The sequence below is a fragment of the Chryseobacterium sp. CFS2 genome (genome assembly GCF_036543225.1).
Taxonomy (GTDB): domain Bacteria; phylum Bacteroidota; class Bacteroidia; order Flavobacteriales; family Weeksellaceae; genus Chryseobacterium; species Chryseobacterium culicis_A.
Genome location: NZ_JAZHQU010000002.1, coordinates 405,790 through 421,460 on the forward strand (window position 1 = coordinate 405,790; position 15,671 = coordinate 421,460).

At 37.7% G+C, this 15,671-nt stretch carries 13 protein-coding genes; 12 read left to right on the top strand and 1 reads right to left on the bottom strand.

Annotated features, from left to right (window positions below; genetic code table 11):
- Positions 1-21: 21 nt before the first annotated feature.
- The 12 genes from ODR02_RS05200 (at position 22) to ypfJ (ending at position 14,751) form a co-directional block, all read left to right on the top strand.
- Positions 22-3,081 carry a TAT-variant-translocated molybdopterin oxidoreductase gene (locus tag ODR02_RS05200; RefSeq protein ID WP_309511773.1) on the top strand — a complete coding sequence of 1,020 codons (3,060 nt, stop codon included), beginning with the start codon at positions 22-24 and terminating at the stop codon, positions 3,079-3,081.
- Positions 3,082-3,106: 25 nt separating this feature from the next.
- Positions 3,107-4,504 (top strand): NrfD/PsrC family molybdoenzyme membrane anchor subunit, encoded by a 1,398-nt coding sequence (nrfD, locus tag ODR02_RS05205; protein WP_047380200.1) that lies wholly within the window; start codon positions 3,107-3,109, stop codon positions 4,502-4,504.
- Positions 4,491-5,012: a DUF3341 domain-containing protein gene (locus ODR02_RS05210; protein WP_047376185.1), complete on the top strand. Its 522-nt coding sequence runs from the start codon at positions 4,491-4,493 to the stop codon at positions 5,010-5,012. The genes nrfD and ODR02_RS05210 overlap by 14 nt, the downstream gene beginning before the upstream one ends.
- 1 nt (position 5,013) lies before the next feature.
- Positions 5,014-5,703, top strand: coding sequence for a c-type cytochrome (locus ODR02_RS05215; protein ID WP_105683094.1), 690 nt, complete (start codon positions 5,014-5,016; stop codon positions 5,701-5,703).
- A gap of 7 nt (positions 5,704-5,710) precedes the next feature.
- Positions 5,711-7,042: a quinol:cytochrome C oxidoreductase gene (locus tag ODR02_RS05220; protein ID WP_209786377.1), complete on the top strand. Its 1,332-nt coding sequence runs from the start codon at positions 5,711-5,713 to the stop codon at positions 7,040-7,042.
- A 141-nt stretch (positions 7,043-7,183) separates the two neighbouring features.
- Positions 7,184-8,200: a hypothetical protein gene (locus ODR02_RS05225; protein ID WP_309511774.1), complete on the top strand. Its 1,017-nt coding sequence runs from the start codon at positions 7,184-7,186 to the stop codon at positions 8,198-8,200.
- 175 nt (positions 8,201-8,375) lie between these two features.
- Entirely contained in the window at positions 8,376-9,575 is a 1,200-nt protein-coding gene (locus ODR02_RS05230) for a hypothetical protein (protein WP_209786379.1), read from the top strand.
- A 3-nt stretch (positions 9,576-9,578) separates the two neighbouring features.
- Positions 9,579-10,115, top strand: coding sequence for an adenine phosphoribosyltransferase (locus tag ODR02_RS05235; RefSeq protein ID WP_105683091.1), 537 nt, complete (start codon positions 9,579-9,581; stop codon positions 10,113-10,115).
- 229 nt (positions 10,116-10,344) lie between these two features.
- Complete coding sequence (locus tag ODR02_RS05240) at positions 10,345-11,052, top strand: tetratricopeptide repeat protein (RefSeq protein WP_209786380.1); 708 nt, start codon at positions 10,345-10,347, stop codon at positions 11,050-11,052.
- Positions 11,053-11,055: 3 nt separating this feature from the next.
- The gene (gene ribH, locus ODR02_RS05245) at positions 11,056-11,574 is read left to right on the top strand and encodes a 6,7-dimethyl-8-ribityllumazine synthase (RefSeq protein WP_105683089.1); all 519 of its coding nucleotides are present in this window, start codon (positions 11,056-11,058) and stop codon (positions 11,572-11,574) included.
- Between the two features lie 168 nt (positions 11,575-11,742).
- On the top strand, positions 11,743-13,821 hold the full coding sequence (locus ODR02_RS05250) for an alkaline phosphatase family protein (RefSeq protein WP_209786381.1): 2,079 nt from the start codon (positions 11,743-11,745) through the stop codon (positions 13,819-13,821).
- 66 nt (positions 13,822-13,887) lie between these two features.
- Positions 13,888-14,751 carry a KPN_02809 family neutral zinc metallopeptidase gene (gene ypfJ / locus ODR02_RS05255; RefSeq protein ID WP_209786382.1) on the top strand — a complete coding sequence of 288 codons (864 nt, stop codon included), beginning with the start codon at positions 13,888-13,890 and terminating at the stop codon, positions 14,749-14,751.
- A gap of 58 nt (positions 14,752-14,809) precedes the next feature.
- Here the strand turns inward: ypfJ and ODR02_RS05260 are convergent, their stop codons facing one another.
- Positions 14,810-15,664 (bottom strand): GLPGLI family protein, encoded by an 855-nt coding sequence (locus ODR02_RS05260; RefSeq protein ID WP_209786383.1) that lies wholly within the window; start codon positions 15,662-15,664, stop codon positions 14,810-14,812.
- Between the last annotated feature and the right edge of the window lie 7 nt (positions 15,665-15,671).

A 15,671-nucleotide genomic window follows, 5' to 3' on the forward strand; every position in this document is an offset into this window, starting at 1 on the left:
ACTAAAAAATTAGAAGTATAAATGGCTTCAAACAAAATACAATTCAGAAGTATTCATGAACTTAAAGATCCAGCTTTGAATAATAAGCTGGCTCAGAAAGAGTTTCAGGAAGAAATTCCGGTAGAAGATTTCCTTGGAGATGCTGAGACAAACGGATCAAGTACTTCAAGAAGAGATTTCCTTAAATTACTAGGATTCTCTACAGCAGCAGTAACATTAGCTGCCTGCGAAGCTCCGGTAATCAAAACGATTCCTTATGTGGTAAAGCCACATGATATTATTCCGGGAATCCCTAACTATTACGCTTCAACATATTTTGATGGTTTCGATTTCGCTAGTGTTTTAGTAAAAACTAGAGAAGGTAGACCCATTAAGATTGAACCAAACCCGGCTGGTGGTGATTTAGGTAAAACTAATGCAAGAGCTCAGGCAAGTGTACTTTCTCTTTATGATAACGATAAAGTAAAACAGCCTAAACTAGACGGTAAAGACGAAACTTTCGATAAAGTAGACAGTTTTGTGATCAAAGGTTTAGAAGAAGCTAAAGCGTCAGGCAAAAAGATTGTGGTTTTATCACACTCTTTTGCTTCGCCAACTTTCAAAAAGCTATTCGCTGAATTCAAAGCTAAATATCCTACAGCTGAACTGGTAACCTTCGATGCATATCCTTATGCTGCAGGACTAGATGCTGCTCAGGAAGTATTCGGACAAAGAGCATTACCTGTTTATGACCTTAATGGTTCTGAGTTGGTAGTTTCTTTCCAGGCCGATTTCTTAGGAGATTATAATGCATCCAGCTTAGAGTCTTCTTATGCAGCAGCTAGAAAACCAAGTGCAACCATGTTGAGACACATCCAAGTGGAATCTAACATGTCATTAACGGGTGCTAACGCTGACTCAAGATACAGATTAAAGCCAAGTGCAGTAAACAAAACATTAGTTGAAGTTTATAACGCAATCGTAGGTGGTGGTACTTCTGATAAGACTGCTACTGAAATTGCAAACGAATTGAAAGCAAAAGGAAGCAAAGCTGTTGTTTTTGCTGACGGTTCTAAAGGAGCACAGGTTTTAGCACACTTAATCAACCAAAAATTAGGTTCAGTAGCTTTCACTGGTAAAGCAAACTTCCTAAAAGAATTCAACGGTGCAAGATATCAGGAATTCCTAGGTTGGGTAAATGGTGGACAAGTTGGTGTATTAGTTACCAACAATGTAGATCCTATCTATGCTCATCCAAAAGGAGAAGACTTCAAAAAGTCTTTATCAAAAGTTCCTTATGTAATTGCTGTTGCTGATAAGAAAAATGAAATGTACAAAGCAGCGAAAGCTGTAATTCCGGTTGCTAACTGGTTAGAGTCTTGGGGAGATATCGAACCACAGACAGGAGTATATTCATTAATGCAGCCAACGATCCAGAAGATCTACAAATCAAGACAGATTGAAGAATCTCTATTGGTTTGGAAAAATGGTAAAAATAATGCAGCAAACAACTACTACGATTATTTAAAGGCAAGCTCAGCTTCTCTTTTAGGTGGTACTTCTTTCAACAAAGCATTATATAACGGGATCAATGCTTCTACAAATTCAACAACATTATCTTACGCTGGTGGAAACGCGGCTCAGGCTGTTGCTGAATTAGGAAACTTCAAAGCTTCCGAATTAGAATTAGTATTATACACTACGACTTCAATGGGAGACGGAACTCAGGCAAACAACCCTTGGTTACAAGAGTTACCTGATCCAATCACTAGAATGTCTTGGGATAACTACTTGACAATTTCTCCAAAAGATGCAGAAAAGTTTGCGATCGATAACGACCTTAACGCGAGAATGCAGTTAGATGGTTCTATCGTAAACCTTACGGTAAACGGAGTTACAATAAAAGACGTTCCTGTATTCGTACAGCCAGGTCAAGCAGAAGGATCAGTAGGTCTTGCGCTTGGTTATGGTAAGAAAAACTCAGGAGCAACTGCTGATACAGGGGTAAATGCTTATCCTTTATTTGATGGTTCAAACCTTGTTCTTTCCGGAGTTAAAATCGAGAAGACAGGAGAAGATCACGAATTCGCAGGCATCCAGCTTCAAAATACATTAATGGGTCGTTACGAAATCGCGAAGGAAGTGCCTTTAGCTGAATTCATCAACGTACCATTTGATGACGAGCACAAAGGATGGAACAAGCCTTTGGAATACCACACAATCAGTGGAGCTCTTCCAGCAAGAAAAATTGACCTTTGGGATGCATTTGATGATACTGATGGTCCTCACTTCAACTTATCTATTGACTTGAACTCTTGTACAGGTTGTGGAGCATGTATTATTGCTTGTCAGGCTGAGAACAACGTTCCTGTAGTAGGTAAAGAAGAGGTAAGAATGTCTAGAGATATGTATTGGTTAAGAATTGACCGTTACTATTCTTCAAGACAAAAAGTAGAAGTATACGAAGGATTGAAAGAAGGAATGGCTGTACCAGAATTGTACGGTACTGCTTTCGGAGACGGAGGTGCATTAAACCACCCTGCAGATAATCCGGATGTAATCTTCCAACCTGTAATGTGTCAGCACTGTAACCACGCTCCATGTGAAACGGTATGTCCGGTAGCGGCTACTTCACACGGTAAGCAAGGTCAAAACCATATGGCTTACAACAGATGTATCGGTACAAGATATTGTGCAAACAACTGTCCGTACAAAGTAAGACGTTTCAACTGGTTTACTTATAACCTAAATGAAAAGTTCGATTTCAACATGAACAATGATTTAGGAAGAATGGTACTTAACCCAGACGTAGTTGTAAGAACTAGAGGGGTAATGGAGAAATGTTCAATGTGTATCCAAATGACTCAGAATACTATTCTTGAGGCTAAGAAAGAGGGAAGAAGAGTGAAGGATGGAGAATTCCAGACTGCTTGTTCTAAAGCTTGTTCTACTGGAGCAATGACATTTGGAGACATGAATGATAAAGATTCTTCTATTAGAAAGGTATATGCCTCTAACAGAAGATATTATTTACTAGAGGAGATCGGAACAAAACCAAACGTGTTCTATCATACTAAAGTAAGAAACAGAGTAGAAAAATAAAGTTTAAATAATAAATAGGTAAAAAATGTCAGGACATTACGAAGCTCCGATAAGGGAACCTCTAATTATTGGTCACAAAACTTATCACGATATTACAGAAGATATCGCACGACCTATCGAAGAAAGAGCAGGTAAATTATGGTGGATCTCATTATATGCTGCACTAGTTCTATTCCTCTATGGATTCGGCTGTATCGCTTACACTATCGGGACAGGTATTGGAGCATGGGGGCTTAACAGAACTATTAACTGGGGTTGGGATATTACCAACTTCGTATGGTGGGTAGGTATCGGTCACGCCGGGACCCTAATCTCCGCAGTATTATTATTATTTAGACAGAGATGGAGAATGTCTGTAAACAGATCTGCAGAGGCGATGACGATCTTTGCGGTTGTACAGGCAGCAATCTTCCCTGTAATCCACATGGGTAGAGTTTGGGTTGGATACTGGGTATTCCCTTTACCAAACCAGTTCGGTTCTCTTTGGGGGAACTTTAACTCTCCTCTACTTTGGGACGTATTTGCGATCTCGACGTATTTCTCAGTATCAACTGTATTCTGGTTCATGGGACTTATCCCTGACTTTGCAATGATCAGAGATAGAGCTAAAACTCCTTGGACTAAGAAAATTTATACATTCCTTGCATTCGGTTGGGGTGGTAAAGCAAAACACTGGCAAAGATTCGAAGAACTTTCTTTGGTTCTTGCAGGTTTGGCTACTCCACTTGTATTCTCAGTACACACAACCGTATCTTTTGACTTCGCAACTTCAGTTATTAAAGGATGGCACTCAACAATCTATCCTCCTTACTTCGTTGCTGGGGCGATCTTCTCAGGATTTGCAATGGTACAGACACTATTGTTAATTGCAAGAAAAGTGTGTCACTTAGAAGAATATATTACAATGTATCATATTGAAATTATGAACATCGTAATCGTTCTTACAGGGGGTATGGTAACTGTAGCTTATGCTACTGAATATTTCATCGGATGGTACTCAGGATCTAGATTTGAAGATTTCACATATCTTTCTCCAGGTGCTGCTGTAGGACCTTACTGGTGGGCATTCTGGTCATTGATCATCTGTAACCTTGTGGTTCCTGCTTCTTTCTGGTTCAAAAGACTTAGAACGAACATTATCTGGACATTCATTGTTGCATTAATCATTAACATCGGTATGTGGTTTGAGCGTTTTGATATCATCGTTATCAACCTTTCAAGAGACTACTTACCAGGATCATGGACAATGTTTAAGCCAACGATCATTGATGTGGGTGTATATTTAGGAACTATCGGATTCTTCTCTGTATTATTCTTATTGTACGCAAGAACATTCCCTGTAATTGCACAGGCTGAATTAAAATCGATTTTGAAAATCTCAGGTGAAACTTATAAAGCAAAAGAAGGAGATGAGCACCACTAAAATTGTATACGGACTTTATGCTGACGACGACGATTTAATGAACGGCGTTAAAGCATTCAACGATAAAGGAATCGCGATAAACGAAGTATATACTCCGTTTCCGGTTCACGGACTAGACAAGGCTTTAGGGTTAAAGAAAACAAGAATTTCTGATGCCGCATTCTTATATGCTCTTTACGGTGTTACTATCGGTGCTACTGTAACTTGGTATGTGATGAATCATGACTGGCCGCAGAATATCGGTGGTAAACCAGCTTTCGACTGGGCACACAACATGCCGGCATTCGTAGTTCCAATGTTCGAATTAATGGTATTCTGTGCTGCTCACATGATGTCTTTAACTTTCTTGGTTAGAAACAAAATGTATCCGGGAGCTCCAGCTCAGAACCCAGACCCGAGAACTACTGATGATAAATTCATGATGGAATTTGTAACTGAAGATGTAGAATCTGTAAAACAGTTGCTTATTGAAACTGGAGTTGAAGAAATAACTGTTAAAGACGCTTAAAATGAAAAAGAATGTATTAAAAATTACAGCAGTTTTAGGTTTAACAACAGTTTTACTTAACTCTTGCGGACCAAAGGAGAATACTCCGCTGGTATATTTCCCGGACATGTATTTTCCGGTAGCTTATGATCCATTGATGAAAGCTCAGGATGCTTATTCAGATCATGAAAATGAAATTCCTGCTTTTGTTAAAAATAGTGGTGCAACAGGTCTTTCTCCAGTAGAAGGATCAGTTGCTCAAAATAAAGATGGCGTTTTTGAAGAAAGCTTATTACCTAAAAATGTTGACGAGTACAACGCCGGGTATGAAGCTTCTAAAAAACTTACAGTATCTCCTCTAAACCCGGCTAATGCAGCTAAGGATATTGAAAGAGGAAAAATATTGTTTGATCACACTTGTGCGGCATGTCACGGAACAGGAGGTGATGGACAAGGACCTATCGTACAAAGTGGGGCATTCTCCGGAGTACCCAACTATGCAGACAGAGAAATTACTGTAGGATCTGTTCATTATGTATTAACAAACGGTAGAAATGCAATGGGATCTTATGCGGGGCAACTGAACGCAGGAGACAGATGGAGAGTGGCATTGTATGTGATGAGTGCTTTCAAAAAAGGAGCAGCAGCACCGGCAGCAGCTACAGCGGCGGCACCAGCAACAACTGAAACGACTACCGAAACTAAAAAATAAGAAAGAAATGTATAGTTTTTCACCAAAATTAAAATCAACTTCTATAATACTTCTTGTTGTAGGTTTAGTTCTTTTCGGTATTGGTTTCTTTTTGAACAAAGGAATTTCTACTGAGAAAATAGAACAAATGATGGAAGCTGTTCATGCTTCTGGTCATAATGCTCCTACACACTCAAGTGAAATGGTTGGACCACAGGATCACGCAGCTCATTTAGAGCATGCTGAGCTTCAGGTTCACAACCAGCCATTAGCATCGCTGCATTTTGTAGCTGTCTTTTTCTTTGGAGTAAGTTGCGCTGTACTGTTCTTCTACTGTATTCAGCACGCAGCTCACGCAGGATGGCCTATTATCATCACAAGAGTAATGGAGGCTATTGCTTCTTATATTCCTTACGGTGGTGCAATCCTGATTATCCTGATGATCTTAAACATCACTCATAATGGCCATTTATTCCATTGGATGGACCCTGAATTGACAAATCCAGAGTCTGCTCATTTTGACGTGATCCTATTTGAAAAGAAAAGATTCTTAAATATTCCTTTCTATGCAATCAGAACGTTCATCTATGTACTAGGTGCTTCTTTCTTCGCTTGGAAACTGAAAGCTCAGTCTAAAAAAGTAGACGAGACAAAATCAAAAGTAGAATATCAATTCCTTTACAGATGGGCAGTAGGATATATCGTATTCTTCGGATTTGCTTCTGCAGCTTGGGCTTGGGACTGGTTGATGTCTATTGACCCTCACTGGTACTCTACAATGTATATCTGGTATTCAATGGTTAGCTGCCTATCAAGTGGTATTGCTGTCATCATCTTATTAAGTGTTTATCTTAAGAAAAATGGTTTCTTACCACAGTTCAATGACAACCACTTACACGATTTAGGAGTTTTCCTTTTCGCTACAAGTATGCTTTGGACATATACATGGTTCGCTCAGTTCATGCTTTACTGGTATGCAAACGTTCCGGAAGAGGTTAACTATTTCTTCGGTAGATTCCAGCACTATGGTACTACGTTTTTACCAATGCTGATTGTTAACTTCTTATTACCGCTATTGGTATTAGTAAGCAGCAGCATCAAGAGAAACTACAAAGTAGTTACCACAATGGCAGTAGTAGTGATCTTAGGACACCTTTTAGATTACTTCAACATGGTAATGCCAGGAACGGTAGGACCATACTGGAACACTCCTGAAGTATTCTTGTTAATCCTGGGAGCGGTTCTATTCGTAGCAGGATTATTTATGTTTACTGTTCTTTCAGCTTTATCTAAACTGAAGTTGATTCCTACAGGAAACCCATTCTTACACGAATCTGAAATTTATGAGTATCCTTTCTAAGGACTTGTAACAAAATAAAAATATAAAAGACTGATTGGTAAAACGATCAGTCTTTTTTTTATGTATATCTAGCAACAGGCAACCATTCTGTTCGTTATGCGTCTCTATAATGAGATCAACAACCAAAAACAAAATCTTATTATGAAAACAAAACTTTTCATTTACTCCTTCTTTCTGTTTCTCTATAGTTTTATTCAGGCTCAGACAATCACGTTCGTTTCTGAAAAAAGTAATAATCCTCTTCCCAGAGTTTCTGTGTTTGGAAAAGATGGGGCTATTCTCGCATATTCGGATATTGAAGGCAAGATCGACAAACAATCTCTGTCACCTTCCCAGGAAAAGTTTCAGCTTGTTTATAATAATTTTCCGGTGGCCACCCTATCCTATTCCGACTTTGATCAATCTGTGATAAAAATCAATGATCAGGTAAAGGAAATTGAAACGGTAGTGATCAAAAATAATAAGCCCGCCAAATACATTTTCATCAAAGGAAACTTTAATGCTTATGTAACGGTAAACAATAAGCTGAATAGCTATGCAGACGGAATTGTAACCTACATTTTTGATAATAAAACAAAAAAACTGAAAAGCACGAATGTAGAACAGTACAGAGTTTTCAGACTGACAGAGTCTAAAAATGAGAAAAAGGAAACTTCAAAATGGGACTATAGCAATTCTCTGGAGCTGCCCAAACTTAAAAATGTTGGAAATCCGGAAGAATATAAAACAAAAAGAAATACCATTAAAGAGGTGAAGGGTGAATACAAAGACCAAATAGAGGTGACTGGTACTGCCCTTCAGGATAAAGAATTTTCATTCTTTGGATACAGATTTTACGATATAAAAACAATTTTAAACATGTCTTTTGAAAAAGGATCAGAAAAGACCCTTAAGGATTTCCTGGAATATAATGAACTTGTTTTTGTAAAACTGAAACATAAAAGTGAACCCAATTACAATCAGATAACACTTTATACCAACTTTTATCCTACAGAACTTAATTTTAGCAATGACAATGATATTGAGAAAGTGAAATTCGATAAAGACAACAGCAATTATAAAACATCTTACTGGCAGGATTCATCATTTCCCAATATGCAGACTATTTTTAGCAATTTTTTCAAAGGTGATCTAAAAGAACAAGCCAATAAAAAATAATAGAAACTCTGTTCAGCACTACTTTCCATGTTGTAAATATTCCGATTGAATTCTAAAATTAAAAGAACAGCATACATTTTCGGAAAAGAATAATAATTCAGCAAAAAACATAAAGTAAAAAATAAAATCCAGTATTAATAAAGGTTTTATTAAATTTGCAACAAACCAAATAAAAATGAAAAAGTTTTCTTTTCTACTTGTTTTCAGTCTGTTGCTTTTTACAGCATGTAAGAAAGATCATGTAGATGCTACGAATACTAAAACACTGCAGTCAAGTATCAATGATATGACTTCCAGTTTACCTACCATTAAGCAGATTAAGTTTAATGAAGCTCTTTATATCCTTAAAACATTTGGAGTAGAGGCAGATGGTGATATCAATGAATTAAAAGCTCTTGGAAAACTGATTAACGGGAAAAAAGTTCCTGAAATCATGTCTCTGGCTGACGAAGTTGCACAGAAAAACGGAATAGAATGGGCAAGTACTGCTCCACCATCACTTGGAGAAATGAATATCTTCGGAGATGATAAAGCCAAAGAAAGCGATCCTAATGATGTAAAAGCAGGGTCATTAAGCCTTGTAACAAGACCTACAGGAGATGACGGAACCGGAGCGCCTACGGCAATTCAGATTGTTCCAAGACTTGTAGATACAGCCGGAAATCCTGTATCTTTCACGGGAGCTGGTCTGGAAGCCACTCTTGAAGTGTTCAGTAACGGGGTAAGACTGGCTACTGCCAAAAACCTGATGCAGGATAATAACTTTAAAGGATTCAATTTAAAATTCTCCTCTATTCCGGCAGCAAAAGTAATAGACAATAAAATTGATATCACGGTTTCTGTAAAAACAACGGCTAAGACTTTCAAAATGTCTAAAATCGGTCTTGATGTAAATGCAGCAGCATTAAAAGTTCCTACAGTTCCTAAAACTGATTCAACCGCTGTTCCTGAACAACCAAGTGCTGTAATTGATCCAAACAATCCAACAGCTACTCCTGGTGCAACAACTGATCCTGCAACAGCTACTCCGGCAGCTCCGGCAGCGCCAAAGCAACCGACAGCAGACCCTAAAAATACCGTAAGCAAATTTTTGAACAGTGTAAGTTCTCAGAATTTAAAAGCAGCATACGAAACAGCAAGCAATCCAAGCTGGGGAAGTTATGAATCCTTTTCAAACCCTACTTCAGGTTTTGGATCGGTAAAAAACGTAAGTGTAAAGAATATTACTACCAGCGGTGCTAATGCAAACAGTGCCAGCGTAAACGCTACTTATGACGTAACGGATAAAAGCGGTAAGACGACTTCTTTAAAAGTAACTTTCGGGCTTAAAAATGTAAATGGAGACTGGAAAATTTCCAGCTATAAAATCAATTAATAAATGGCTTCAGCAGAACTGATCAAGAAACTAGAAGAAACAATTGAAAATATCCCCGATTTTCCTATTCCGGGAATACAGTTTAAGGATATTTCACCCATCTTTTTAGACCCAAAACTTTATGAAGATGTTATTGCTGATCTTGCAGCCTTCAGTAAAGGAAAAATAGATGCAGTATGCGGAATTGAAAGCCGTGGTTACCTCTTCGGAATCGCTATCGCTGTGGCATTGGAAGTTCCATTCATCTTAATTAGAAAAGCCGGAAAACTTCCTCCTCCCATCATTTCAGAAAAATATGATCTGGAATATGGAAGTGCTATTATTGAAACCCGTGAAGGACAGATAAAACCTGGACAAAGAGTTTTAATTCACGATGATCTTTTAGCAACAGGAGGCACTACAGAAGCAGCAGCTAAACTAGTAGAAAAGCAGGGAGCAATTGTTTCACAGTTTAGTTTCCTTATAGGCTTAGAAGGCTTAAACGGTGATGAAAAACTGAAAAAATTCGGTGCTGAAATCTACCATATTTTAGGATATTAAGATATAATATATATGCTTCGACAGGCTCAGCATGACAACGCTAATAATTTACTGTGAGATGAGAACAAGTAGTATTAGAAGGGTCACGCTAAGCTCAGTCGAAGCATCTTTTTTTAATAAATTCATCACTCACGATTAACAATTCACAAAATTTCATCAATAATACTCACAAAGTATTTTGTAAATCTCTCAGAAACAATTAAATTTGCATTTCAATTTTTAAAAACTTATGGCAAAATTGGGAAAGAGTGCTCAGAACGAGCAAGAAGGTAAAGAAACAGTTGAGTTCTTTAAAGACCTTGACAGAGAAGCTTTAAACACTGAAAGATTCGTTGAAAAATATTCAAAACCTCTTGGTTTGGTATTTGGAGTATTGATTTTAGGAGTTTTAGGATTCTTTGCTTATAAGCAATTCGTAGTTGCTCCAAAGAACACTGAAGCTGTAAAAAGTTTCCTTGCTGCTCAAAAAAACCTTGCAGAAGGCAAAGATAAAGATGCTCTAGGTGGAAAATCTGCAGCTAACCCTGGTTTTATAGGTACAGCTAATGAATATTCTTCTACTGAAATCGGTAAACTTTCTTCTTACAATGCCGGTTTATTAAAATTCAAAGAAGGAAAGTTCCAGGAAGCTTATGATCTTTTAGATAAATTCTCTTCCAAAAACAAAACTTTGATGGCAATGAAGTACGGAGCTATGGCAGATGCTAAATCAGGTCTTAACAAAAATGATGAGGCTTTAGGTTTGCTAGACCAGGCTGCAACAGCATCTGATGATCCTTATACAACCTATTATTTCACAAGAAAAGCAGGGATTGTTGCTTTAGGATTAAAGAAAAATACAGAAGCTAAAAAGTACTTCTCAGCAATTGACGAGAAATATCAGGACTACGACAACGGAATGTCTGATTCTTATATCGAAATGACTAAATATTATTAAAAAATGGCAACAGTTAATCTTTCCGATTACAAGCCACTTCATATAACTAATGCCGAAGATTTTTCTATCGGCATTGTTTTTTCTGAGTGGAATGATTTTGTAACCTACAATCTTCGTGATGCAGCTTTGGAAATTCTTGAAAAAGAAGGGGTAAAACCTGAAAACATCAAACTTTTCCCTGTTCCCGGAGCTTTTGAATTAAGCTATGCGAGTATGCAGCTTTGCAAAGAGAGAAAATATGACGCAATAATCTCTATAGGATGTGTAATCCGTGGGGAAACGCCTCATTTTGATTATGTATGTTCTGCTGTAGCACAGGGAATTAAAGATTGTAATATCATGACGGATACTCCTACAATTTTCTGTGTATTAACAGATGATACAAAGGAACAGTCTATTGCAAGAAGCGGCGGTGACCTTGGAAACAAAGGTGTAGAAGCAGCCGTAACAGCTCTTAGAATGATTGATTTCAAAAAGAATTTATCTGATAAGAAAGGGAATATTGGTTTCGGTCACTCTTAACCACTTATTCACTTTGACTATATAATGGGACTATTTTTGGATAGTCCTTTTTTATTAGGATAAAATTAATTCATAAATCTTATTAATAAAAAGGATGTTTTTCTTTTTTTCCATCAAAAGTTCTCCACAAAAACTATCTTTGTGAAAACTCATAAAAACAGTCAATACATGTTTTTAAAAAAAATAAAACCTTTCCTCTATTTAGGAATTTTCTATCTTATTATTTCGTTGATAATAAGAACAGTATTCTTTTTTCATCCTATTACTACCGCTAGTTTCGGATTTTTCGAAGTCGTAAAAGTTTTGTTAATAGGTCTTGTGAATGACGTGTTTGTTTTCATACTGGCCAGCTCTATTCTTGCTCTTTACTTCCTCTTTCTTTCCAATTCAAAATATAAAAAACCTTACGGCAATATTATTTTGGGGGCTTTGGTTCTATTCTTCCTTTATATATGGCTTGTTCCCAATAATATATTCAAGCAATATGGAGGTTCTATCATGGAAATCGCTCTTGTGTTTGTAGGAATAAAGACTCTTTTCTTCGGATTGATGCTGTTCCTTCCTACACAAAGAACTAAGATTCGTAACACATTATATTTCATTACATTACTATTATATGTTCTTCTGATTATCTTTAACGGAGTCAGTGAATACTTCTTTTATAATGAATTTGGAGTTCGTTATAATTTTATAGCTGTAGATTATCTTATTTACACCAATGAGGTGATTGGAAATATCATGGAAAGCTATCCTGTTGTTCCATTGTTTTCCGGAATCATGATCGTTACCCTTACCATCACATGGTTCATTTATAAGAAAACAAAAGATGAGCTGCTGGAACTTCCGGATTTTAAACAAAAAATGGTTCTTCTGGGCAGTTTTATGGTACTTTGTGCTTTGAGTGCACTGGCAATCCCTTCGTTGATGCAAATCAAATCTGATAACGTTTTTGCCGATGAAATTGAAGCCAACGGAATTCCTAAGTTTTATTGGGCGTTTACCCATAATGAACTGGATTATTTCCAGTTTTATTCACAGATTAATCAGCAGCAGGCCGAAAAGAATTTCTTAAGCCAGTATCCACAACATACATTATCAAGAGCCGTTGTTGCAGAGCAGCCGGAAGCAAAGAAAAATGTGGTATTGATCTCTATCGAAAGCCTTTCTGCGGACTTCATGGAACACTATGGTAATACACAAAAAATTACTCCTTTCCTGGACAGCCTTGCAGATAAATCCCTGATGTTTACCAATCTTTATGCTACAGGAAACAGAACGGTACGAGGACTGGAAGCCCTGACGCTTTGTATTCCTCCCACTGCAGGAGAAAGTATCATCAAAAGAGATGATAATAAAAAGAAATTCACAACAGGAAGCGTTTTCAAATCCAAAGGATATGATGTAAAGTTTTTATATGGTGGATACAGCTATTTTGATAATATGCAGGACTTCTTCGGTGGAAACGGCTATGGCATTGTAGACAGAAACAACTTTAAACCTGAAGAAATTACTTTTGCCAATGTTTGGGGCGTTGCTGATGAAGATATGGCAAGAAAAGCTATTCAGGTGATGAATGCTGAAGCCAGGTCGGGAAAACCTTTTTTCAATCATTGGATGACGGTTTCCAATCACAGACCATTTACTTATCCCGACGGAAGAATTGATATCCCGGGAACGGCAAAATCCCGCGAAGGTGGTGTAAAATACACTGATTATTCTCTTAAGCTGTTCTTTGATATGGCAAAAAAGCAAGACTGGTATAAAAACACTGTTTTTGTCATTATTGCAGACCACTGTGCATCCAGTGCAGGGAAAACAGAACTCCCGATGGATAAATACAGAATTCCTGCAATGATTTTCTCAGAAGGATTTATTCAGCCTCAGAAATTCGATGCATTGATGTCCCAGATAGATGTGATGCCTACTCTTTTTGGATTATTAAATTTCAGCTATCAGTCTAAATTTTTAGGACAGGATGTCTTCAGACAGGAATTCCAGCCTAAAGCTTATGTGGCAACATATCAAGACCTTGGATTCATCAAAGGTGACCGTTTGACCATTATTTCTCCGGTAAAAAAGGTAAAACAATATTCTTTAGAACTGGAAAAAAGTGATCTGAAACCCGAATTTAAGCTGTATTACGACGAAAAATTATTAAAAAATCCAGAGCAGAAACTGGTAGATGATGCTGTATCAGCCTATCAGTCTACTTCTTACTGGCTAAAAACAAAACAACTGAACAGATAAATATCTAGATATTTTTCGCTTATAATTTGGCATAAAATATTTAAATTAACCCATAAATTTATTAGTATGAAATGGACAGACGACAGAGGCGGAAACGTTGATGACCGCCGTGGTTCAGGAGGCGGTGGCGGCGGAATGATTGTAGGTGGAGGACTCGGAACATTAATTATAGCAGCCATCGTGTTCTTTTTGGGAGGCGACCCGTCCGGTATTTTAAATTCCGGCAGTATGCAATCTTCAGGAAATCCCGGAGAACAAAGAGAGCTTACAGCCAGTGAAAAACAAATCGGAGAAATGGTGGATATGATGGCCAAATGGAATATTCTTACCTGGGATCAGATTTTTAAGGAAAACGGAATGACTTATAGCGCTCCTCAGGTGGTTCTTTTTGAGAATACAACTTCTTCAGCATGTGGTACTGCTCAATCTGCCATGGGACCTTTCTACTGCCCTGCTGATCAGAAAGTCTATATGGATATGAGCTTTTTTGGTGAACTTCAGCAAAAGTTTGGGGCTAAAGTAACAGAATTTACAGTAGCCTATGTTCTTGCTCACGAAGTAGGACACCATGTGCAGACTCTTTTAGGAACGACCCAAAAAGTAGATCAATTAAGAAGAAGCGGAAGATATTCTGAAGAACAAATGAACAGAGTGTCTGTTGCTACAGAGCTACAGGCTGATTTTTATGCCGGAGTCTGGGCTAAAAGAACCAATGACAGCAAACATATTTTGGAGCCCGGAGACATTGAATCTGCCATAGATGCTGCAGAAGCTGTTGGAGATGATAACATCCAGAAAAGAGCACAGGGATATGTGAACCAGGAAAGCTTCACTCACGGATCTTCTGCTCAGCGTAAAGAATGGTTTATGAAAGGTTACAACACCGGAGATATCAGACAGGGTGATACTTTTAACCAGCTATTAAAATAATTTTATCAAAAGATGATATAAAAAAAATGCGGTCTCAGAGTAAGACCGCATTTTTTATTTATTGCAATTCGATAGGGTTAGAATTTTTCTTCGCTTCTTCCTTCACCCTTTCTTCCATTCTCTTTCTCATATCAGCAGGATTCTGGTTTCCACCACCACCTCCAGGGCCTCTTCCACTGCCTATTCTCATTGGAGCAGTAATACCTCCGCCACTTTGATTCATAAATGACATGGGATCGGTTTTAAACTTTTGCTGCTGTTTTAAATAATCTCCTCTTTTCACTTTTAATGTATTGCCAAACTGGTTCAAAGTAGGAAACTCAGCAATTTTATAATTCTTCATTAAATCAAAAGAGTAATCGCCTTTATCATCTTCAACTTTTACAATCAGTCCAGGAAGTCCTCCGAATTTATAAGGCCCATCCTGATAAGGAAGATCCGTTGTAAACCATGCCGTCCATTTTCTCCCTCCAAAATCCGTTTCTGCCTTCTGAACCTTGTATTCGCCTATTTTTCTTGTTTCTGATTCAATTTTCCAGTTCATTGGCCTGTCCTCTTCATAAGAATAGAGATCACGTCCTATTCTGTCTTTAAAATACGTCTTTTGGTTCGTCTTATCCTTTTCTACAGAATAGCTGATATTCGTTCTCAAACCTTCCATCTGATCTCTGTTGATACTTCCTCTTCCGCCTCCACCTTGAAATGCCTTTTGCATGATAGAGTCTCTTTTAATCCTGTTTTCAGAATAAAACACTGATTTTTCCGGAGAAATATCCAGATACGCGTTTTCCGTCTTGATATCTGTTTTATTTTCGGCATCAGGCTTCATAGTCACCTGATACACAAACCTGTTTGTCTGTGCAGAAACATTCTGTATGAACAGCGCTAATGCGATGACACCTAATTTTTTCATTTATATT